Source organism: Aminobacterium sp. UBA4834, from assembly GCF_002400205.1.
In the GTDB taxonomy this organism is placed as follows: Bacteria; Synergistota; Synergistia; order Synergistales; family Aminobacteriaceae; genus Aminobacterium; species Aminobacterium mobile.
Genome location: NZ_DHFC01000018.1, coordinates 68,934 through 89,400, shown reverse-complemented (window position 1 = coordinate 89,400; position 20,467 = coordinate 68,934). Strand labels below are relative to the sequence as shown.

Here is a 20,467-nt window from a genome sequence, read left to right as displayed (position 1 = left end):
AAGAAGTATTTGAATATCCTATTGACTAATGACGATGGAATCTATGCCCCAGGCCTTATGGCTTTGGCCAAACATTTAGCATCGAAAGGTTTCTTATGGTCTGTAGTAGCGCCAGATAGAGAGAGAAGCAGTGTCGGTCATGCCATTACTTTAACGAGACCTCTTCGTTTGTGGAATATTGATCAGAGTCCATATATTCCGGGGCAAAAGGTTTATGCTTGTGACGGTACTCCTTCCGATTGCGTTGTATTGGGAGTTGAGGAGGTTCAAAGTGAGACTGATATGGTTATTTCAGGCATTAACAATGGGCCTAACGTAGGAGATGATCTTACCTATTCTGGCACAGTCTCTGCGGCTATGGAAGGTGTTATCCTGGGTCGTCGTGCTATCGCCGTATCCCTGAATTGCAGTAGTCGAGATAGCGAATGTCATTATGAAACAGCGGCTATTGTAGTGGAGAAAGTGCTGGCAGTTTTAGAGGAAGAGCCTCTTCCCGAAGGGGTGTTACTCAATATTAATGTTCCTAATCTTCCGATCACCATGTTAAAAGGAATCAAAGTAACAAGAAAAGGAGTCCGGCTTTATGAGGGGAAAGTGACGAAACTGGAAGATCCTAAGGGGCATGTTTATTTTTGGATTTCAGGTCAGCCGGAGGATCAGCTGGTAGAAGGCTGCGATGTCTGGGCTCTTGCCAACGGCTATGTCTCTATTACACCTGTTCATATGGACATGACCCATTACCCATCTCTTGAGCGGTATTCAGGGAATGGTCTTGAAAAAATAAACTTTAGGTACTTTTTAAAAAAATAGTTGACAGAAGTTCATTGTCGTGTATAATGCTTCTCATACAAAAAAGCATGATACGGCAATGAAAGGGAAGAGTATTCTCCAAACACACCTACAGAGAGAGAAGGCCGGAGGCTGAGAGTCTTCTTGGAATGTGGAGGAGAAGAATAGAACCCTAGAGCTGATCTCGAAGAAAGATCCCCATGGGGAATCAAGTAGAGATGTTAAGGAGAGGACAAAAGGATTTTCCCCTTTTGTCAACGTGGGTGGCACCGCGGGTTACAAGCCCGTCCCTCTTAAAAAGAGGGACGGGCTTGTTTGTTTTTGAGACATTAAGGGAGGAGAACAGAATATGGGAGAGAAGAAGGTTGTTTTAGCATACAGTGGAGGATTAGATACTTCTGTTGCTGCTATGTGGCTGACAGAACAGGGATATGAGGTCATTACCATGACAGCTGACGTGGGGCAATCTGTAGATCTGGAGAAAGCCAAAAATAAGGCTTTACATAGTGGTGCCTCTAAAGCCTACGTTATGGATCTTAAGAAGGAGTTTGTAAAGGAATTTGTGTGGCCAGCGTTGAAGGCAAATGCTCTATATCAGGGAACCTATCCTCTTAATTCGGCTCTCTCGCGCCCTCTTATAGCAAAGGCTATGGCGGCGGTGGCAAAAAAAGAGAATGCAGGCGCTGTTGCTCATGGATGTACAGGTAAAGGACAGGATCAGGTGCGAATGGAGGTATGTACTAATGCATTAAACCCTGAACTTGTCGTGTTGGCTCCTGTTCGAGATTGGCACTTTAGTCGAGAAGCTGAAATGGAGTATGCACAGGCCCACGGAATTCCTGTCTTGGCTACTACTGCATCTCCATACAGTATTGATGAAAACCTATGGGGACGTTCCATTGAGTGCGGCATTTTAGAGGATCCCTGGAATGAACCCCCTTCTGATGCCTATATCCTCACAGTGGATCCGTGGAATGCTCCAGATCATCAAGAGTTTGTGGAGATATCATTTGAAAAGGGAATTCCAGTAGCATTGAATGGAGAAAAAATGGATGGGATTGCGTTGATTCAGTCTTTAAACAATCTTGCAGGGAAACACGGTGTAGGACGTATCGATATGATCGAAGATCGTCTCGTAGGATTTAAGAGCCGAGAGGTTTACGAGTGTCCTGCCGCCATAACTTTAATTACAGCCCATAAAGCTCTTGAAACGTTAACTTTAGATAAGAAAGTGCTTGCGGCTAAAAAGGAAATGGAGACAAAGTTTGCGGAACTCACATACGAGGGCTATTGGTATTCCCCTCTGAAAGAATCTATTGATTCTTTTATAAACACGACGCAAGAATATGTAAATGGAGTTGTGAAAGTTCGACTTTACAAAGGGCAAGCAGTTGTTCGAGGCATGAAGTCTCCCAGTTCGATCTATCAAATGAATATAGCTACTTACTCAGAGGGAGATGTTTTTGATCATCAGGCAGCGGTTGGGTTCATTAAAATATGGGGATTACCGCTGAAGACGTGGAAACAGGTTCATAAAGATAAAATGCCCATAGAGATTTTTCAGTAATTATGTAGTAAAGATTTTTTTCATAAATAGAGAGGAGTGACGATAGATGAAAAAAAACAGTTGGGTATTTGTTCTGTTGGTGACAGTGGTTGTTTTATGGGGTGGATTTGCACAGGCTGCATCAGTTATGGAGAAAGATACTATTGTTGTGGGTACGTCAGGTTCCTATCCGCCTTTTGAGTTTCATGATAAGACGGGAGCTCTTGTAGGGTTCGATATTGATTTGGCCAACGAAGTAGGGAAAAGGCTGGGTAAGAAAGTTGAATGGGTAGATATGGCCTTTGATGGTGTTATCCCATCTCTTTTAACAGGAAAAATTGATATGATAGCCGCTGCTCTCAGCATTACGGAGGAACGAAGCAAAAAGGTGGCTTTCTCTCAACCCTATATGGTAAGTCTCAGTGCTTTTGTACTGCCTACAAATAGCCCTGATGTAAATGGCATGGAGGATTTAAAGGGGAAAAGCGTAGCAGTACAGCTAGCTACGACACAGGATGTGTTTATCTCCGAGGTTGCGGATGTAACGGTGAAGCGCTTCCCTAAACTTAACGATGCTGTGCGAGAAGTAGCCCTAAAACGGGCTGACGCCTCTCTCATGGATGAAACGGTGGCAGAAACCTATATAAATAGTGAAGAATTTAAAGGACAACTTAAAAAATCTTTTACAGTTGAGCTGAAAGGGGCAAAACAGGCTTTGGCTGTAAGCCAAGAAGAGCCTCTTTTCCTTGAAGCTATAAATGAAGTCCTGACAAAACTTGATGAGGAAGGGTTTATTGCAGAACTTCATAAGAAATGGAATACGAAAAAAGAGTAGATTTTGGAAGGTAAAACAATAGAGTAGAGAGTGTGAAATATGGCCTGCTAATTTTTTAGTTAGCAGGCTTTTGCTTTTTGGCAAAGAGCTTTATACGGTGTACAATTATTGTTAATATTTAAAAAATAGTCGCCTAAGAAGGGAGACAGATTTTAGAATGCCAGAACGAAAACCGCTTACTACAAGGGGCAAGGTATTAGCCGTACTTACTGTATTTGTCATGGTGGTGTTTAGTTTTACAGCCCTCGTTGGACGAGAAAAAGTAGGGCTCTTCTTTCAAGGTCGCCTGCGCTATTTTTGGATTGCAGTTATTCTGGGTATTGGCTATTTTGCTGCTCATGATAGGGGGAGAAGGTAAACTCAGGGAACGAAGCATCCATTGAGAGGTCGTTTTTTGTTCACCATAGAGTTCGTTTCAGGGATATGAATACCCTTAAGTTTGAACATTAACATATGATTTCCTATCTACCATGTTCCGCCGTTTTAGCTTTATATGAAATATGTTATAATTTTGAGCGCATGGGTACGTTCTCAATTTTTATATAAGTGACTCTGCCTCTGCAGTGTCAGTATCAACTTGCAAGTTCCGATTTTTACATGGAGGTTCTATCAGTATGTTTTTGCTCAGAATAGCCTGTTTGGCGTGGGCTCTTTTATCGATAGCGACTTCTACTTTATATGGAAGCCAAAGTCTTTCCCTCCCTTCTCTGGCAGAGTTGGAAAACATGGTCGAACAAGGGCCAGAAGTTCTGTCTTCTATGGCGGCTTTGGCGCGAGATGAACATATAGAACACCTTGTACGTCAGAGAAGTGGCCCTAAGCTTTTTGCTGGAATATCTTATGGTTATAGCGATGAACCAGAGTCTGAAACCGCCGAAGAACGAATTTCCTATAATAAAGTTACTGCTCGAGCAGGCGTTTCCTTCCCCATTTTAGGTACATGGACCAAAGAGAAAATAGAGATCCTTCAAAGTGAGCTTCGAACTTTAGAGGGACGAATTTTGGCAGAGCGAACCAGAGAGATGAATCTGATTTCTCTTAGAAAGGCTTATATGGTCTTGTGGGGGGAGGGGCAGAAACGCCGTCTCTTATCTGATTTCTTGAAGAGTCGAGAAGCGACAGAGGCCCTCTTGTCGAAGAGGGTAAGAGAAGGGTTTCTTTTAGAGGCGGATCGACTGGAGTTTTTGTCTGTCTATGATGTAGCTCTTCGAGACGTGGCCGCTTCCTCTCGGATGGAAACACAGGCCCTTCAGGTTATTCGATTGGCTACAGGGCAGTCTTGGCAGGTGACCGAAGAAGTTCCATTCCCAACTCTCCCGGGGTGGGATTATAAGAAGAGGCGCCCTTTAGGAGTGGCCCATCTCACTAATGTGAGATACAACAATAGAGTTTTGGATATTTATGGTCGCATTCTCGAGATCACAAAAAAAATTGATCGGGATGGAACTGTAGAATTTGGTGCTACCGCTGGTCGAGATTTCCCTGGGACTTCCGGGGCAGGAGTTTCCATCCGACTTACAGTAGAAGAACCCTTCGCTTCTTTAAGGGCAAAAAAGGATGAGGCTAGATTAGCTGCTCAAGCAGATTTAGAGCGACATAGAGCCGAAGAGCTGAAGGAACGCCTTCGCCTTGAAGGGGAGTTGGAAGACGCCTTATCTTTGCTGGAGTACGGTTCTCGATCTGTTCAGGCCGGAATAGCAAAAGTGCAAGCTTCCACAGAGGCCGTAAGAGTGCATCACCTCCGCTATGATCGTATTGGTGGAGATGCTTTTGAGAAACTTGAAGAGAGTCGCTATGCCCATCTCCGTGCTGCTCTGGAATTAGTGGATGCCCAAATACTGGTTCTTCAGGCTGCTTCTGAGCTGGTTCGTTTTTTCCCTGAAGGAGAGGTCCAGAGAGGATGTCCTTTATCTATGCTAGGCCTTGATAAGCCTCTTGCGAGTTTGCCGAAGTCGCCAGTCGCAATGATTTCCTCTCCAGAGCAAGATGTTCAGACATCTACAATTCTGACACCATCAAGGAAGAATACTTCAGTTTATGTGTGGAATGCGGCTCCCTTCCTCAAGAGCGAGACGAGGCATAGAGAACTGAAAAAACTTCAACAAGCGGGATTCTGTCGAATATTGCTCTCTTTTGATGGACAGGAGATCCGCTCTTTTAGCACGAATAATTCCCGGTTATCTCTCATGGCCTTTTTAGAACAGGCAACGTACATGGGAATTCAAGTTGATCTTTTGCTTGGCGATCCTACCTGGATTTTGCCAGAGCATCGAATGGAGCTTGTTCAACTAATCCGTTTCTTTGCCCCCTTCCCTTTTAAGGGGGTTCACGTAGATTTAGAGCCAGATTCTCTTCCTGGTGCTGCGTCTAAGAGGTCTGAGCTTGCTCTGGAATTGCTCCAAACGTTGAAGGTTGTTCGAGATAATACAGATCTTCCTCTATCTCTTTCTGTCCATCCTCGTTATTTGGAGGGGGAGTTAGGAGAAATTATGGGGCGAGGGTTAGTGGCGTTGTCTATGGAGGACGTAGCAGTGATGTTTTATTCCACCAACGTGGATATGGTGACAGATCGATTTGGAGCCCTTCTTAAAAAATACCCGGATCTTCCATTACTTTTAGCACAAAGTGTGGAGTCTATTTTATCTCCCCGCGAAAGCTATGCCACCTTAGGACGGGATATTCTATGGAGTCGAATTGCCTATTACAACGGAGTGTTCCAAGAAGAGAACTACCGGGGTGTGGTTGTTCAGGCTTGGAAAGATTATGAGGAGATGGTCCGATGAAAGTGCGGTTTACTTCTGGGAAGAGTCGAGATCCCTTTCAGGAAAAAGGGGTACGAATTCCTTATGCTCCAGCTAGAAGAACTTTTCCGCGGTGGCGATGGTATTTTGTTGTGTTGCTGGTCTCTAGCCCCTTGCTGTTTTTTATAGCCAAGGTAAGTGTAGGGGTGTTTTGGGCTACATCTCCTGGGGTGATCTTTATGGAGAAAACCCCGATTAACAGCCCAACATCTGGAGTTTTAATGGAGGTTCATCTTCGAGAAGGCCAGCATATAGCATTGGGAGACGTGATGGCTAAAGTAGCGGATCCTACGCTGGAGATGAAAAGAGCCCCTCTGACAGCAGAAAGAAAAGTCTTGATGGATTATGCGAGCCGTCACATTTCTACTGAACCCTTCAGGGATGCTTTGGTTTTAGCGGAGAGAGTTTTGAAAGAAGAAAAAGCTTATCGATCTAAGATTCAGGAACTTGTTAATGCTGGAGCAGCTACAAAGGCTGACCTCAACGAGGCTCAGAAGAGGGTACTTCGAGCTGAATCTGATGTGATTAAGGCAAAAATAGATCTGAATTTAGCATTGGCTCCCTCTGGAGAGTATAAATCTCAACAGGTTAGATTGGCGCAAATTGATGGAGAACTTGCTGCTATGGCAGATATTATGGGTGGGGTAGCTTTAGTGTCTCCCGTGTCAGGAGTTGTCTTGGCTGTTTTTGCTGTTGTGAACCAAGCCTTGGCTCAGGGGGCTCCTTTAGCGGTAGTGGCTGACCCTCAAACTGCATCTATAGTTACCTTCCTGAACCCTAAAGATCTCGGATTCGTAGAGAAGGGTAAGAAAGTCCGAATACGTTTCCCTGAAGGAACGATGGTGGAGGCTTTCCCTGTGGGGAGACCTACTCTAGCCGAGCCTGCGCCATCGTCTCTTTCAAAACCTCTGACAGAGATTCGTCAGACAGTACGGGTTACCCTCAGTACACGTTCTCCCATTCCGGAGGCCTTTTTGGTGGAGGGGCTTCCTGTAACTGTTCATTGGGGAGGGAGATGGCCGTGGTAGTTGCTTTTACCAGTGAGGAAGGTGTCATATCTATGGAAGAGATCCGGCTTCTTCGGTTTGTCAACCGCGGCAATATTTCTTTTGCGCCTCAAGATGGGGTTATAGATGTAGATACGCTGGAAGATCTGGTTGCTAAAATACGATCTGTTCATGGAGTTATTCTAGATGGGGACTTTTCTAAAGAGACTGTTTTAATGGCGGTCAAGGAGATCAGAAAGATCCCAGAAACCTGTTATTTGCCTGTGTTTTGCTCTCCATCTCTGGATTCCGATTCTGCGCTCTTTACCGATGGGGCTATAAAGTCTTTAGATCAAGCTTGGGAAAAAACGGCAGATATGTGGGGGAAATTGAATGAAGTGGACCGGGGAAGCTTGGAGCTGAGCAGAGATTTTCGTCTTTTGGCCTATTTGGCTCTTCGACAAGAGGGACTGAATCCCTTGCTACAGCCTTTTACCTGCGACGCATATAGGTATCCCATTGCCGAGTTCTTGGGTGGTGAGAGCGAGACGAGGCAATGGCTTCGAAATTTGAGGGATAGAGGTTTGTTGTCACAAGGACCTTTGATTGACCGCATACGCTCGTGCCCCAAGTGCCAATGTACTCATCTCAATTATATCGACGTTTGCCCCAATTGTGGGAGTATCGATATTGTTCCCAAAGAGTTTATTCACTGTTTTACTTGTGGCAGGGTGGGGCCGGTAGATGATTTTCTCCAGGAGAATGGTTATCGTTGTCCTTTCTGTGGTACTCACCTTCGTCATTTAGGTTCGGATTACGATCATCCTTTAGAGAGTTTTTTGTGCAACGATTGCGGACATAAATTCATAGAGGCCCATGTTGTTGTGGATTGCCTCAGTTGCCAAACGAGGTCAGATCCAGAGGAACTTCTCGTAAATACAATTCATGGTTACCGAATATCAGAGAAAGGGCGAGCTGCAGCTAGGGTTGGGTCCATTGATGATGTATATGCTCTTCTAGATCGGCTGAACTACGTTATTCCCGCGTATTTTAACCAACTTTTAGATTGGATGATTTTGTTGAACCGTCGCTACCCGGATCAAACTTTCTCTGTGATAGGTGTTCGGTTTGTAAATTTAATTCAGGTTTCCGAAAAACTAGGCCGTCATAGAGCTTCTCAAATTGTGGACGCATTAGCGGAGCGGCTTAGGCAGCTTATTCGAAATACTGATGTTACGACCAGGACAGCTACTGGTATATTATTGCTTCTTTTGCCTATGACAGATGAAGCAGGGGCATCTGTAGTGGGTGGCCGGATATTAGAGTTAGTCAATTTAGCAGAAACGTCACCTAAGCCCCAATTCCAACTGGTAGCATTCTCTTCATCTCAGAATATGAGAGAGGGGGAGAGCGCTTCATCTTTACTTGCCAGAATTTTAGGGGAACTTGAGTCCTGATGCTAATACCTGAGCCGTTTTTTCAAATTATTGCTCTGGTTTTAGAAGCTCCTTTGGTCTCTGAGACGTGGGAAATAATTCTCAGATTCATTCCTTTTGTCCTTTTTCTGGAAATGCCTGTCTATCTGCTTATTTTGATGGGGGTACTTCGTTACGGTTTACTTCGGATGAACGAAGTTCCTTGGAGAAGCAGTTACTATCCTTCTGTCTCCTGTCTAATAACGTGTTACAGTGAGGGAGAGGCGGTGCAACAGACTATTCGTTCTCTGTCCAGACAGTTATATCCTGGTCGGATCCAGATTGTGCCTATTATAGACGGTGCTGCGGCTAATAAAGAGACTTACAGTGCGGCTTTGTCTATGAAAGACGAAGTGGATCGGCTTCCCAACCGAGTTTTAAAGGTGGTACCAAAGTGGCAAAGAGGCGGCAGAGTGTCGGCTCTCAATACGGGAATGAACTTTGCTGATGGTGAAATAATCATGGCTTTGGATGGCGACACATCTTTCGACAATGACATGGTAGAACGTGCCACCAGACATTTTGAGAATCCCACGGTCGGATGTGTAGCTGGGTGTCTTCGGGTACGAAATGTGAGGGCCAGCTTAGTTACCAGACTTCAAGCGATAGAATATTTTTTCTCTATTCAGGCTGCCAAAACAGGACTTAGCGCTTTTGGGCTGGTCAACAATATCTCGGGGGCTTTTGGAGTTTTTCGCCGTTCCGTTTTAGAGCTGATTGGCGGGTGGGATGCCGGAACTGCTGAGGATCTGGATATTACACTGCGAGTGAAGAATTATTTGGGTCGATATCATTGTTTTCGCATTGTTTTTGATCCTGAAGCCATGGGTTTTACCCATGTCCCAGATACATTTAGGGACTTTTTCAAACAGAGGCTTCGTTGGGATGGAGATCTGTCGTTTATGTACTTCCGAAAGCATTGGCGAACCTTTTCACCACGATTAGTGGGGTGGAAAAATTTTATAGCCTTGCTCTGGACAGGACTCTTGTTTCAAGTGGTGATGCCCGTGGTCGTTGTCATTTATACTGCGTATCTCTTTATAGCTTATCCCTTGGGCGTTGTAGCTGGAACTATGGCTTTAGTGTATTTGTTTTACCTCGCGGCAATGGTGATTCTCTTCCTCGTTTTTGTCCTCCTACTCTCAGAAAGGCCGAGGCAGGACCTGTTACTGGTATTTTGGCTTCCTCTGGTTCCTATTTTTGCCTTTGCCAATCGAATTCATGGTGCTTTTTCAGCGTTGTGGGAGATATTTGGCCTTGGACATCAAGATACAAATATGGCTCCATGGTGGGTTACCAAAAAGAGTAAATTTTAAGATTTGAGATGCCTGTGCTTTTGTATAGATGCAATAAAAGACAGGACAGCTCCGGAACGTAAAGATATTTTCTCGAAACTGTCCTATATTGTTTGCATTATTGTTCTTGGAAAGCTTCTGAAGGGGCTACTGGCAGGTCGACTATTGTTTGTCGAGCATTGCGTACTTTTTCGGCTTCTGAGGCAGTGTATTGAGCCAGATTTTCACGAAGCTCTTTATTATTGATGGCAAGAATTCTCAATGCGAGAAGAGCTGCGTTTTTTGCGCTGTCTATGCCTCCGGCAGCTACAGGAACGCCAGGAGGCATTTGTGCAATAGAAAGAAGGGCATCCAAGCCGCCTAAGGATCCCGCAGAAATAGGAACGCCGATAACGGGAAGTAATGTGTGAGCAGCCAAGACTCCCGGGAGGGCTGCAGATAGGCCTGCCAAGGCTATAATAACGCACAATCCTCGTTTTTCGGCGTTTTGCCCATATAGCGCCGCATCTTCAGGGGTTCTATGAGCTGAAGCTATGGTTATTTCAAAGGGAACGTGAAATTGTTCTAATATCTCTGCTGCTTTATGCGCGGCAGGCAAGTCTGATTTAGAACCTAGGACCAGACCTACAACTGGTGTCTGTTTGTTTGTGTCCATAAGCTTTTCTCTTCCTCCTTATATTCGGGCTTTTGCGGCAATATCCCGCCGATAGTGTGCACCTTCAAAGTGGATATATTTTACTCCCTCATAAGATCGTGCCAAAGCATCCTCTAATGAAAGGCCAAGTCCTACTATATTCAAAACTCTTCCGCCATTCGTAACTGTTTCTCCTCCTTGATTTAAAGATGTACCGCTATGGAAAAGAAGGACATTCCTTAACGCGGCTGCTTCATGAAGCCCTGAGATGGGAAGCCCTTTTTTGTAAGAGCCAGGGTATCCTTCAGACGATATAACTACGTCTACGGCCCATCCATTTGCTACTATAGGGGGAAGAGTAGAAAGTGCGCCTGTACTGGCAGCCATAGCTAATTGAGCGAAGTCTACGTTAAGGACCGGGAGAATAACCTGGGCTTCAGGGTCTCCGAAACGCACATTATATTCTACGACGCGGGGCTTATAGTGAGAGTCGATCATGAGCCCAAAATAAAGGACGCCACAATATGGTATCCCTTCCTTCTTGAGTCCTTCAAATGTTGGAGAAATAACCTCCTTCTCAATTCGTTCCATTAGGGAGGATCCAGCCCAGGGAACAGGACAATATGCCCCCATTCCTCCAGTATTGGGCCCCTTGTCATTATCATAGACCCTTTTATGATCCTGGCTTGGAGGCAAGATGCGATACTCTTTCCCATCACTGACACAAAGGACAGTGAGCTCAAGGCCAGGCATATAGTCTTCCACTATTATCTTTTCTCCAGCAGCACCTAATGTCTTTTTTACAAGGAGATCTGAAATTATGCTTTGAGCGTCTTCTAAATTGTCGACTACAAAAGCTCCTTTTCCTGCAGCGAGGCCGTCGGCTTTTATAACGTACGGTGCGTGACGCTTTTTCAGGGCCTCCATCCCTTCTTCCAAAGTTGTACACAAGTGAAAAGGAGCGGTGGGAATGTTCCATCGGCTCATAAACTGTTTAGCAAAAGCCTTGCTTCCCTCCAGGGCTGCTCCGGTTTTCCCGGGTCCAAACACTGTAAATCCATTGTTTCGCAGAGAATCGGCGGCTCCTTTTACAAGGGGGGCCTCTGGACCAATAATGATAAGGTCAGGGTCTATTTGTGTAGCGAGATCGAGAACTTCTTCTGTTCCCTCACTATGGACAGAGTGAAGAAATGCAACTCCTCGCATACCAGCGTTGCCTGGAGCCACATGAATTTCCTCTACGAGTTTAGATTTTGAGAGGGCCCATACCAGAGCATGTTCTCGCCCACCTCCGCCTATAACAAGGACTTTCATGGGCTATTCCCTCCTTTAATGACGAAATGTTCGCCAGCCACTAATGAACATGGAGATTCCAAGTTCTTGGGCTTTCGCGAAAACCTCATCGTCTCGAACAGATCCGCCAGGCTGTATAATGGCCGTTATTCCAGCCTTTGCTGCAGATTCTACTCCGTCAGGGAAGGGAAAGAATGCGTCACTGGCCATTACAGCTTCTTTAGCTCTCTCTTGGGCCTGATGGGTCGCGAAGTCTACTGCAAAAACGCGACTACAGAATCCCATGCCTATTCCTACGGCTTCGCCGTCTTTTACTATAGCCACTGCGTTGCTTTTTGACAGATATGCTACTTTCCAGGCGAGAAGGAGATCATCCCAAAGGTCTTCGCGTTTCGGTCCAATCCATGTGCCTTTATCAGGATTCGGAATAGGTGGAAGCATGTCTTTTTGTACAAGGAATCCACTCCAAGTGCTGGTTACTTGCCAGGGGAACACACGGCCTCCTTGCCATTTCAAGATGCGAAGAGAAGGTTTCTCTTGTTTTAAGAAAGCAAGGGCCTCTTGAGAAATATCTGGAGTAAGAATTACTTCCGTAAAGTGTTGAGCGATAGAGCGCGCCGTATTCATATCAAGAGGGCGTGAAAATCCTACAACACCGCCAAATGCCGAAAGAGGGTCGCAGCGGAAGGCTTTTTCGTAGGCTTCTTTCGATGTTTTTCCGTAAGCCATGCCACAGGGGGTGGTGTGTTTGATAACTAAGGCTCCAGGAGCGTCCTGAAGAAGGGCGGCTCCTCTCATGGCACAATCAAGATCGAGAATGTTGTTATACGAGAGAGGCTTTCCTGCAAGCTGTTCCCATGGCAGCTCTTCCAGGCGGGGAAGATAAAGAGCCGCTTCTTGATGGGGATTTTCCCCGTAACGTAAGGTCTGTACTTCTTTTAAGGGTATGGATAGTTCTTTGCGAAATTCTGTGGTAGCTCCCAGTTCTTGGGAGAGACCATCGAAAATAGCACCATCATAGGCAGCAGTGTGAGCAAAAGCCTTCAATGCCAGATTTTGCCGGGTAGGAAGAGTTACGTCACTTTCAGCGTCCAGTTCTTCCAGCACAGGAGAGTAGTCTTCCGGGTCTGTGAGTATAATAACGTGAGGATAATTTTTAGCCCCGGCTCGAATAAGAGTTACTCCGCCTATGTCTATGTTCTCTAAAAGTTCATCTATATGGGCCCTTTTTTTAGCGACTTCTTCGAAGGGATACAGGTTGCAAACGACCATGGAAATAAGGGGGATGTTGTATTGTTCAACATCTTTTATGTCTTCTTGAAGCTGGCGGCGTGCAAGAATGCCTCCGGAAATGAGGGGATGTAGAGTCTTAACTCGCCCTCCAAGAATATGGGGGAAACCAGTGAGGTCTGAAACCTCCAGAACCTCAACTCCTGCTTCCCGGAGCTTTGTGGCTGTACCAGAACTTGATACTATTTGCCATCCCCGCTCTATAAGATTTTTTGCAAAATCCACAATGCCCTTTTTATCAAAAACCGAAATGAGGGCTCTTTTAGTAGCTGTCATTAATGGCTCTCCTCCCGTCAAAAGAATATCGACCTTCTATTGCCTTTTTGAGGGTCTTCCAATAAAGATCATGTTCAGTCTCATGAATCTTCGTTGTGAGGCTGTCTAGCGTGTCCTCCTCTTTGATGACTATGGCTTTCTGGGCAAGAATAATGCCGGAATCCATGCCTCGATCTACAAGATGAATTGTTATCCCTGTTACTTTAACGCCGTATTCCCATGCATCCAAAATAGCTCTGTTCCCAGGGAAAGAGGGGAGAAGAGCAGGGTGGATATTAAGTATCTTTCCTTCCCATCTGTTTACCAACCATGGAGAGAGAATTCTCATAAAACCTGCCAGAACAAGCCATTGGACATGATGAGAACGACACATTTCGTCAAGCACCCTTTCAGCTTCTTCCTTCCCCTTCTCTTTGTAAGGAAGAATTTCTGTCTTTATTCCCATGGCTTGTGCCAGGAGCAGCCCTTCCGCTTTTGATGTATCGCTGGCAATGAAGGGGATTTCACAGGAGAGGTCTCCTGACTCCTTCCGGTCTAACAGGGCTTTCATATTTGTCCCTTTGCCGGAAATTAAAATGGCAACTGATGCCGTCATGCCGAGACTACCTCTCCAAATACAATGGGAGATTCCCCTTCTTTTTTGAGAAAGGTGACAAGAGAATCTTTATCTTGAGGTGAAACAATAAAACAAAAACCGATGCCGAGGTTGAATACATGCCGCATTTCTTTCTCTTCTACGCCGGCATTGGCTATAAGGTTAAAAATAGCCGGCCTTTCCCATGCAGAAAAATCTAGGCGTAAAGTCAGTCCTGAAGGAAGAGCCCTCTGGATATTCTCTTCTAACCCACCGCCTGTAATGTGAGCCATTCCCCGTATCTCATGATTTTCGAGTGCTTTCATGACAATACGAGGATAGAGGCGAGTTGGGCGTAGTAGGTTTTTTGCCAAAGATTCTTCGAGTTCTGGAAGGACTTCGTGGAGAGGCAGAGCTTTTGGCCCCTCTAGCAACGCTTTTCGTACAAGGGAAAAACCGTTGCTGTGAACTCCGGAGCTCGGTAGCCCCACAAGTATATCTCCTTTGGTAATATGACTTCCATTTATAACTGATCGAGAAGAGACCATGCCCACGGCAAAGCCAGCTACATCGAAGCCTGTTTTTGGATAGACGCCTGGCATTTCTGCTGTTTCTCCTCCAAGGAGTGCACAGCCGCTTTCTGTGCATGCTTCGGCCACACCCTGAACAATAGGTTCCAGTACGTGTTGATCAAGATAGCCACAGGCAATATAGTCGAGGAAAAATAGAGGGCGAGCGCCGCATGTAATGAGGTCGTTTACGTTCATGGCTACGAGGTCTTGTCCAAGTCCCTTGTAGTCGGAAGCAGCCTTGGCTACTTCAAGCTTCGTCCCCACCCCGTCACAGCATCCAGCTAAGAGGAGGTCTTCTGTAATGCGGTAGAGTCCGCTGAATCCCCCAATTCCCCCCACAACGTTAGGGTCTCGAGGTTGGGAATTGACAATGCGTCCAATTGTCTTTACCCATGCATTCCCGCTATTAATATCTACTCCAGCTTCTTTATAACTCCAAATCATCCGGCTCTTCTCCTTCCATATATTCCCCAGTAAAGCAGGCGGTACATAGTTCGCTCTTAGGAAGCCCAATGGCGGTTATAAGATCTTCTTCAGTAATATATTGCAATGAATCGGCTCCGATTTTCTTTTGCAATTCCTTTATATCCATTCGAGCCGCAGCCAGCTCGACTCGGCTTGGTGTATCGATTCCGTAGTAACAAGGGAAGCATACAGGAGGCGACGATATTCGCACGTGAATCTCTTGGGCGCCACAAGATCTGATCATCGCTATAATTCTCTGACTGGTAGTACCTCGAACAATAGAATCGTCGATAACGACTATTTTTTGGTCCTTAGTAAGTTCCGTAATGGGATTTAGTTTTATCCTGACCCCTAATTCGCGAACTCGTTGGGTAGGATCAATGAATGTTCGTCCTACATAACGATTTCTGACAATGGCTTTTTCGTAGGGGAGGCCGCTGCCTTCCGCAAAGCCCATAGAGGCTATAGTTCCACTATCTGGCATTCCCGTAACCATATGAGCACCTGGACACGGTGCGCGATGGGCAAGACAGTGCCCCAGAGCTTTTCGTACAGCATAAACAGATTTCCCTGCTAAAACGCTATCAGGCCTGGCAAAATAAACATACTCAAAAGAACACTGATAGTGCCGTTTTACCTGGACTGGTATTTTTATAGAGTGAAGTCCTTCTTTGTCTATAACCACTACTTCACCGGGAGAAACTTCTCGAATAACTTGAGCTCCCACCAGATCAAGGGCGCAGGTCTCTGACGAGATGTACGTAATATCCTCTCGCTGACCGAGAACGAGAGGTCGGAACCCCCAAGGGTCTCTTGCCGCTACGAGTGTGCCGTTAAGGATGATGGCGAGAGAATAAGCCCCTCTCAGTCGTCGCAACGAATCTATGAGAGCGTCGATAAAGGGTTTATGAGGTTGATGGGCCATAAGATGCAGCAAGACCTCTGTGTCAGTTTGAGAATGGAAAATAGCCCCTCTATTCTCAAGATACTGTTTTAGGGCTTCAGCATTGGTGATATTCCCATTATGGGCTACTGCCACAGATCCCTTCGAATTACTGGCAGTAAGAGGCTGGGCATTATTAATGTCCGAGCCTCCTGCAGTAGAGTAACGAACGTGGCCAATAGCGCAGTTCGTATTGATCTTTGCCAATTCGCTTTGATCGAGCGCAAGGTGTACGAGACCGTTCCCACGTTGGGAATGCATGGTATTATCACTGTTGATCCATGTAATGCCAGCCGATTCCTGCCCCCGATGTTGCAAGGCATAGAGGCCGAGATAGACGTCTTCTAGAACGGAGTGCCCATTATGAGAAAAAGCCCCAAAGACACCGCACATTTATTTCCCCTCCCACCTTTGGCGAAGAGCAGAAACAGAGATGTGGAAAAGATTTTTGCATGTCAAGTCTTTCCCTCCCACAGCCCCTAGTTCCATTATGGGGAACCCTTTCCACGTGGAAAGGAACTGGTCTACTTTTGATGAGGGCACGGCATAAATAGCTCGTGGTGATCCTTCCCCAAACAAAAACACATCGCCTCGTGTTGGGTATGAACAGGCAATGGCTGCTCCTATCCCTGATTCAATCGCCTCTTTGGCCAAGGCTATAGCCAGACCTCCACCGGCAATGGCTCGTCCACTTCGCGCAAGTCCCTCTCTAGCTGTTTGTAAAGCTCTGTCGCAAAAATCTTTTTCAGCTTCTGGTACGAATGGAAGAGGACGTCCAGATACTTTACCAGCGGTTTGAAGTACATATTGGCTCCCTGAAAGAGGAGGGGTCAGTGCACCTACAAGGAAGAGTATGTCCCCTTCCTGCCATTGTCCGCTTGGAAGATATGAGGAATAAGAATCTATGACTCCTACTGTCCCTATTACTGGCGTCGGATAAATCCGCTGAGAAGAACTCTCATTGTAAAGGCTTACATTTCCAGACACTACAGGACATTCCAACTCCCGACAGCAGTCTGCCATCCCTTTTATAACTTGTTCGAGCTCCCAGTACTGTTCAGGTACTTCGGGGGACGGGAAATTGAGGCAATCTGTAAGTCCTAGAGGCAAGGCTCCTGCCACTGTCAAGGCTCGGATTGTTTTGGCCACACTCTCAGCACCCCCGCGATAGGGGTCAAGATAGCATTTCCACGGATCTGAATCCATAACCATGGCTACAAGACGTTCCGTCCCTTTTACTCGTACTACGCTCACTGGGGCTCCTGGCCCTTGGACTGTGTTGGTTTGAACCATCTGATCATATTGTTGATAGATCCATTTTTTATCCCCTAAAGATGGAGTGCCTAAAAGATCAAGGATGGCTGTATTGAAGTTATTCGGCAGGGGAAGCTCTTCTATATGGAACTCCCATCTATTCTCCAGATTTTCAGGGCGTCGGGAAGGCCAGGATATTGAAGGGCAACGCTCTCCTATAAGAGAGGCTGGCATTTCTGCAACGACCTCTGAGCCCCACATAATCGTATATTGATCTCCCAGTACCGTTTCTCCAATATCAGTGCAGTCGAGTTCCCACTTCTTAGCAACAACTTCTACTTCTTCCTTATCCTTAGGTTCAACGATGAGGAGCATCCGTTCCTGAGACTCTGAAAGGGCTATTTCCCACGGAGTCATACCTTCTTCTCGAAGGAGAACTTTATCAAAGTGTAGAATCATTCCGACACCGCTTTTTGCAGCGATTTCGCTTGATGAAGACGTGATGCCAGCAGCTCCCATATCCTGCATGCTTACAATAAGTCCTTTGTCTCGAAGCTCAAGACAAGCTTCGATCAGCAGCTTCTCGGCGAAAGGGTCACCTATTTGGATGGATGGACGACTAGACTTCGTATCGTCAGATAGTTCTGCAGAGGCGAAAGCTGCGCCTGCTATACCATCTCGTCCCGTTTTAGAGCCGAGGATGAGAACCCGAAGACCAGGTTTGGCTGTTTGAGAGCTTACGAGGCTGTCTAGGCGTACAAGTCCGAGGTTAAATGCATTGACGAGGGGGTTGTCAGTGTAACAGGAATCATAAAGGGTCTTCCCGCCTACAGTTGGAACTCCTACTGCATTTCCATACCCCCCGATCCCTTCCACAATTCCATTGGCTAAAGTCCGCGTTCTGGGATTGTCGGGATCACCAAAAAAGAGCCCGTCCATAGAAGCTACTGGTCTTGCTCCAAGAGCCAGAATATCGCGAATAATTCCGCCAACACCAGTAGCTGCTCCTTGGTAGGGAGCAACGGCAGATGGGTGATTGTGACTTTCTGCTTTAAAAGCAACGCCCCATCCCTCTCCAATATTTACGACCCCGGCATTCTCGCCAGGCCCCAGTACTACATACTCTCCTTTTGTAGGGAAATTGCGAAGCAGATGTTTTGTAGATTTATAGCTGCAATGTTCTGACCACATGACCCCCATAATTCTCAATTCTGTTTCATTGGGCTCACGGCCAAGAACCTTCTTGAGTTCTTCGTATTCTTCTCGTCTAAGACCAGCTGTGCGATAATCCATATCAGACACCTTCCTTTGCAATCCAGGCTTCGATAGATTGCCATGTAAGAATTCCATCTGTACCACCAAGTATTTCTTCGCTGGCCCGTTCCGGGTGGGGCATTAAACCAAGAACATTTCCTTTTAAGTTTGTAATACCCGCAATGTCATGAAGAGAGCCGTTCGGATTGTATTCTTCCCCGCATTTCCCCTCAGGAGAAACGTAACGAAAAACAACTTGATTATTTTTTTCAAGCTCTTCTAACTCTTTGCTGGGAAGATAATAAAGGCCTTCATGATGAGCTATGGGAAATTGGACCACCTGTGCTTGCTTATAAAGGTTGGTAAAGGGGAGATCTGTACGTTCTACTTTGAGATAACATAGTTTGCAAATAAATCTCAAGTTTTTATTTGCGAGTAAGGTCCCGGGGAGAAGCCCCGCTTCTGTCAGAATTTGGAACCCGTTACAAATTCCGAGTACGAGCCCTCCATCTTCTGCAAATTCTTTTATTGACCCCATAATAGGGGAACGAGCTGCCATAGCACCAGTTCGTAAATAGTCTCCGTAAGAAAAACCACCAGGTAATACAACGAGATCCGTTTTTTCCGGAAGATTTTTTTCTCTATGCCACACTTTTTGAACATGGGCTTTAATCACGTGCTCCAAGGCATAAATGACGTCATGATCACAGTTGCTTCCAGGGAAAATAACCACACTTGCTTTCACGACTATTCCTCCACTGTAATTGAAAAATCTTCAATGAGTGAGTTGACTAAAAGATCGTCGCACATGGATTCTGCTTGCTTTCGGGCCTCTTCTACACTCTGAGCATTGATGGAAAGTTGAATATAACGTCCTATGCGAACATCCCTCAGATTTTTATACCCCATAGAAGCCAGGGAGCCAGCTACGGCTTTACCCTGACTGTCCAACACTCCATCTTTTAGATAAATTAGAATTTTTACATGAAATATCATTAGTGCCCCTCCTTTTCAGAAATTCGTCGCCATATTTCCTGATATGCCCCAAGAACATCGCCAAGATCTTTGCGGAATCTATCTTTGTCTAGTTTCTGCATGGTTGTTTTGTCCCAGAATCGGCAGGTATCCGGAGACATTTCATCAGCGAGGAACAAAACTCCATTGGAATCCACTCCAAACTCGAGCTTAAAATCTACAAGAATAATGCCTATGGCATCAAAATAAGCGCTCATGAGAGCGTTTACTTTTAAGCTGGTCTCCTTCATGAATGTAATTTGTTTCTCAGAGGCCCATCCGAAAAGTTCAGCATGATCTTCTGTGATGAGGGGGTCACCAAGCTGATCGCTTTTATAATAAAACTCCACTAGAGGACGGGGGAGCTTTACATTTTCAGGTACACCGAGTCTTTTACAGAGTGTTCCAGTTGTTATATTTCGGACGACAACTTCCACGGGAAGGATTCGTACTTTTTTTACGAGCTGATGCACATCGTCTATTTTTTTTATAAAATGGTTGGGAATGCCATTTTTATTCATATATTCAAAGAGAGCGGCACTGATGGAATTATTGAGAGACCCTTTCCCTTCAATAGAGCCCCTTTTTTGAGCGTTAAAAGCTGTGAGATCATTCTTATACTCGATTATAAGCGTGTCAGAATCGGATGTGGTAAACATTTTTTTTGCTTTACCTTCATATAATAGCTCTCTTTTTTCCATAGAAAGCACCTCCGGCAAAATTGTTATGCTTACATTATCGTGATAGTTTGTTTAAATGTCAATATAAAATTTCCCCCGGAATGAAGAAGGGAATGATACTATGTTAAAAGAGATGGAGGGATATATGCTATCCACTGCGCTCATTTTTGAGGGTAGGGCTGGCGTTCGTATGGGGATAGCAAAGTTTTGCCTCTATGTATGTGCCACCTTATTGACAAGGAGTATTGTTCGCCTTGGTTCGGGTTTTCAACCCGCAGTAGTTGTATTTTCGTCAAAACGATATGAATATGTGTGTTTCGCCTTTTCAGGTATAATTTCTCAGTATGAAGCTGTAGTTATAGCTGACGTACTTCTTAGGTTGGGTCCATTGGGTGGATTGGTTACTGGATAAATCTATATTGATGAGGGATGTTTTTTCGAGGTGTGACATGCCTGAGATCAATTATCCTGAGCTGTAAGTGATCTTTTTT

Annotated in this window: 19 protein-coding genes and 1 other annotated feature; of the genes, 9 read left to right on the top strand and 10 right to left on the bottom strand. The window is 45.5% G+C overall.

What is annotated here, in order from left to right:
• Positions 1 to 9: 9 nt before the first annotated feature.
• From surE to B3L97_RS06905, 8 genes are all read left to right on the top strand, one after another.
• Positions 10 to 810 carry a 5'/3'-nucleotidase SurE gene (gene surE / locus B3L97_RS06940; protein ID WP_286934656.1) on the top strand — a complete coding sequence of 267 codons (801 nt, stop codon included), beginning with the start codon at positions 10 to 12 and terminating at the stop codon, positions 808 to 810.
• Positions 811 to 859: 49 nt separating this feature from the next.
• Positions 860 to 1,084 (top strand) — a binding site (T-box leader).
• A gap of 54 nt (positions 1,085 to 1,138) precedes the next feature.
• Positions 1,139 to 2,356, top strand: coding sequence for an argininosuccinate synthase (locus B3L97_RS06935; RefSeq protein ID WP_024822086.1), 1,218 nt, complete (start codon positions 1,139 to 1,141; stop codon positions 2,354 to 2,356).
• 46 nt (positions 2,357 to 2,402) lie between these two features.
• On the top strand, positions 2,403 to 3,170 hold the full coding sequence (locus B3L97_RS06930) for a transporter substrate-binding domain-containing protein (RefSeq protein ID WP_286934655.1): 768 nt from the start codon (positions 2,403 to 2,405) through the stop codon (positions 3,168 to 3,170).
• A 157-nt stretch (positions 3,171 to 3,327) separates the two neighbouring features.
• Entirely contained in the window at positions 3,328 to 3,528 is a 201-nt protein-coding gene (locus B3L97_RS06925) for a hypothetical protein (protein ID WP_286847667.1), read from the top strand.
• Positions 3,529 to 3,784: 256 nt separating this feature from the next.
• Positions 3,785 to 5,953 (top strand): hypothetical protein, encoded by a 2,169-nt coding sequence (locus B3L97_RS06920; RefSeq protein WP_286934654.1) that lies wholly within the window; start codon positions 3,785 to 3,787, stop codon positions 5,951 to 5,953.
• The gene (locus B3L97_RS06915) at positions 5,950 to 6,999 is read left to right on the top strand and encodes an HlyD family secretion protein (protein ID WP_286934653.1); all 1,050 of its coding nucleotides are present in this window, start codon (positions 5,950 to 5,952) and stop codon (positions 6,997 to 6,999) included. The genes B3L97_RS06920 and B3L97_RS06915 overlap by 4 nt, the downstream gene beginning before the upstream one ends.
• The gene (locus B3L97_RS06910; RefSeq protein ID WP_286934652.1) at positions 6,993 to 8,414 is read left to right on the top strand and encodes a diguanylate cyclase domain-containing protein; all 1,422 of its coding nucleotides are present in this window, start codon (positions 6,993 to 6,995) and stop codon (positions 8,412 to 8,414) included. Before B3L97_RS06915 ends, B3L97_RS06910 begins: the two co-directional genes overlap by 7 nt.
• Positions 8,414 to 9,748: a glycosyltransferase family 2 protein gene (locus B3L97_RS06905; RefSeq protein ID WP_286847663.1), complete on the top strand. Its 1,335-nt coding sequence runs from the start codon at positions 8,414 to 8,416 to the stop codon at positions 9,746 to 9,748. The genes B3L97_RS06910 and B3L97_RS06905 overlap by 1 nt, the downstream gene beginning before the upstream one ends.
• 97 nt (positions 9,749 to 9,845) lie before the next feature.
• On the opposite strand, the gene purE is transcribed toward B3L97_RS06905, so the two are convergent.
• The 10 genes from purE to purC are packed head-to-tail and all read right to left on the bottom strand — an operon-like array spanning position 9,846 to position 19,997.
• On the bottom strand, positions 9,846 to 10,382 hold the full coding sequence (gene purE / locus B3L97_RS06900; protein ID WP_024822093.1) for a 5-(carboxyamino)imidazole ribonucleotide mutase: 537 nt from the start codon (positions 10,380 to 10,382) through the stop codon (positions 9,846 to 9,848).
• 18 nt (positions 10,383 to 10,400) lie between these two features.
• On the bottom strand, positions 10,401 to 11,675 hold the full coding sequence (gene purD / locus B3L97_RS06895; RefSeq protein ID WP_286934651.1) for a phosphoribosylamine--glycine ligase: 1,275 nt from the start codon (positions 11,673 to 11,675) through the stop codon (positions 10,401 to 10,403).
• Between the two features lie 15 nt (positions 11,676 to 11,690).
• Positions 11,691 to 13,220: a bifunctional phosphoribosylaminoimidazolecarboxamide formyltransferase/IMP cyclohydrolase gene (gene purH / locus B3L97_RS06890; protein ID WP_286934650.1), complete on the bottom strand. Its 1,530-nt coding sequence runs from the start codon at positions 13,218 to 13,220 to the stop codon at positions 11,691 to 11,693.
• The gene (purN, locus tag B3L97_RS06885; protein WP_286934649.1) at positions 13,207 to 13,815 is read right to left on the bottom strand and encodes a phosphoribosylglycinamide formyltransferase; all 609 of its coding nucleotides are present in this window, start codon (positions 13,813 to 13,815) and stop codon (positions 13,207 to 13,209) included. Before purN ends, purH begins: the two co-directional genes overlap by 14 nt.
• Positions 13,812 to 14,810, bottom strand: coding sequence for a phosphoribosylformylglycinamidine cyclo-ligase (gene purM, locus B3L97_RS06880; protein WP_024822097.1), 999 nt, complete (start codon positions 14,808 to 14,810; stop codon positions 13,812 to 13,814). The genes purN and purM overlap by 4 nt, the downstream gene beginning before the upstream one ends.
• Complete coding sequence (purF, locus tag B3L97_RS06875) at positions 14,794 to 16,167, bottom strand: amidophosphoribosyltransferase (RefSeq protein ID WP_286934648.1); 1,374 nt, start codon at positions 16,165 to 16,167, stop codon at positions 14,794 to 14,796. Before purF ends, purM begins: the two co-directional genes overlap by 17 nt.
• The gene (gene purL / locus B3L97_RS06870; RefSeq protein WP_286934647.1) at positions 16,168 to 18,321 is read right to left on the bottom strand and encodes a phosphoribosylformylglycinamidine synthase subunit PurL; all 2,154 of its coding nucleotides are present in this window, start codon (positions 18,319 to 18,321) and stop codon (positions 16,168 to 16,170) included.
• Between the two features lies 1 nt (position 18,322).
• Positions 18,323 to 19,027 (bottom strand): phosphoribosylformylglycinamidine synthase subunit PurQ, encoded by a 705-nt coding sequence (gene purQ / locus B3L97_RS06865; RefSeq protein ID WP_286934646.1) that lies wholly within the window; start codon positions 19,025 to 19,027, stop codon positions 18,323 to 18,325.
• A gap of 2 nt (positions 19,028 to 19,029) precedes the next feature.
• Complete coding sequence (gene purS / locus B3L97_RS06860; RefSeq protein WP_024822101.1) at positions 19,030 to 19,278, bottom strand: phosphoribosylformylglycinamidine synthase subunit PurS; 249 nt, start codon at positions 19,276 to 19,278, stop codon at positions 19,030 to 19,032.
• Positions 19,278 to 19,997, bottom strand: coding sequence for a phosphoribosylaminoimidazolesuccinocarboxamide synthase (gene purC / locus B3L97_RS06855; protein ID WP_286934645.1), 720 nt, complete (start codon positions 19,995 to 19,997; stop codon positions 19,278 to 19,280). Before purC ends, purS begins: the two co-directional genes overlap by 1 nt.
• A gap of 100 nt (positions 19,998 to 20,097) precedes the next feature.
• On the opposite strand from purC, the gene B3L97_RS06850 reads away from it, so the two are divergent.
• Complete coding sequence (locus tag B3L97_RS06850; protein WP_286847660.1) at positions 20,098 to 20,388, top strand: hypothetical protein; 291 nt, start codon at positions 20,098 to 20,100, stop codon at positions 20,386 to 20,388.
• The last annotated feature ends 79 nt before the right edge of the window (positions 20,389 to 20,467 follow it).

Coding starts and splice junctions, on each gene's coding strand:
- B3L97_RS06935 (WP_024822086.1), top strand. CDS start 1,139: ATGGGAGAGAAGAAGGTTGTTTTAGCATACAGTGGAGGATTAGATACT.
- B3L97_RS06915 (WP_286934653.1), top strand. CDS start 5,950: ATGAAAGTGCGGTTTACTTCTGGGAAGAGTCGAGATCCCTTTCAGGAA.
- B3L97_RS06850 (WP_286847660.1), top strand. CDS start 20,098: ATGTTAAAAGAGATGGAGGGATATATGCTATCCACTGCGCTCATTTTT.
- purF (WP_286934648.1), bottom strand. CDS start 16,167: ATGTGCGGTGTCTTTGGGGCTTTTTCTCATAATGGGCACTCCGTTCTA.
- purC (WP_286934645.1), bottom strand. CDS start 19,997: ATGGAAAAAAGAGAGCTATTATATGAAGGTAAAGCAAAAAAAATGTTT.
- B3L97_RS06925 (WP_286847667.1), top strand. CDS start 3,328: ATGCCAGAACGAAAACCGCTTACTACAAGGGGCAAGGTATTAGCCGTA.
- purS (WP_024822101.1), bottom strand. CDS start 19,278: ATGATATTTCATGTAAAAATTCTAATTTATCTAAAAGATGGAGTGTTG.
- B3L97_RS06920 (WP_286934654.1), top strand. CDS start 3,785: ATGTTTTTGCTCAGAATAGCCTGTTTGGCGTGGGCTCTTTTATCGATA.
- purD (WP_286934651.1), bottom strand. CDS start 11,675: ATGAAAGTCCTTGTTATAGGCGGAGGTGGGCGAGAACATGCTCTGGTA.
- B3L97_RS06905 (WP_286847663.1), top strand. CDS start 8,414: ATGCTAATACCTGAGCCGTTTTTTCAAATTATTGCTCTGGTTTTAGAA.
- purM (WP_024822097.1), bottom strand. CDS start 14,810: ATGATTTGGAGTTATAAAGAAGCTGGAGTAGATATTAATAGCGGGAAT.
- B3L97_RS06930 (WP_286934655.1), top strand. CDS start 2,403: ATGAAAAAAAACAGTTGGGTATTTGTTCTGTTGGTGACAGTGGTTGTT.
- purE (WP_024822093.1), bottom strand. CDS start 10,382: ATGGACACAAACAAACAGACACCAGTTGTAGGTCTGGTCCTAGGTTCT.
- purL (WP_286934647.1), bottom strand. CDS start 18,321: ATGGATTATCGCACAGCTGGTCTTAGACGAGAAGAATACGAAGAACTC.
- purH (WP_286934650.1), bottom strand. CDS start 13,220: ATGACAGCTACTAAAAGAGCCCTCATTTCGGTTTTTGATAAAAAGGGC.
- purN (WP_286934649.1), bottom strand. CDS start 13,815: ATGACGGCATCAGTTGCCATTTTAATTTCCGGCAAAGGGACAAATATG.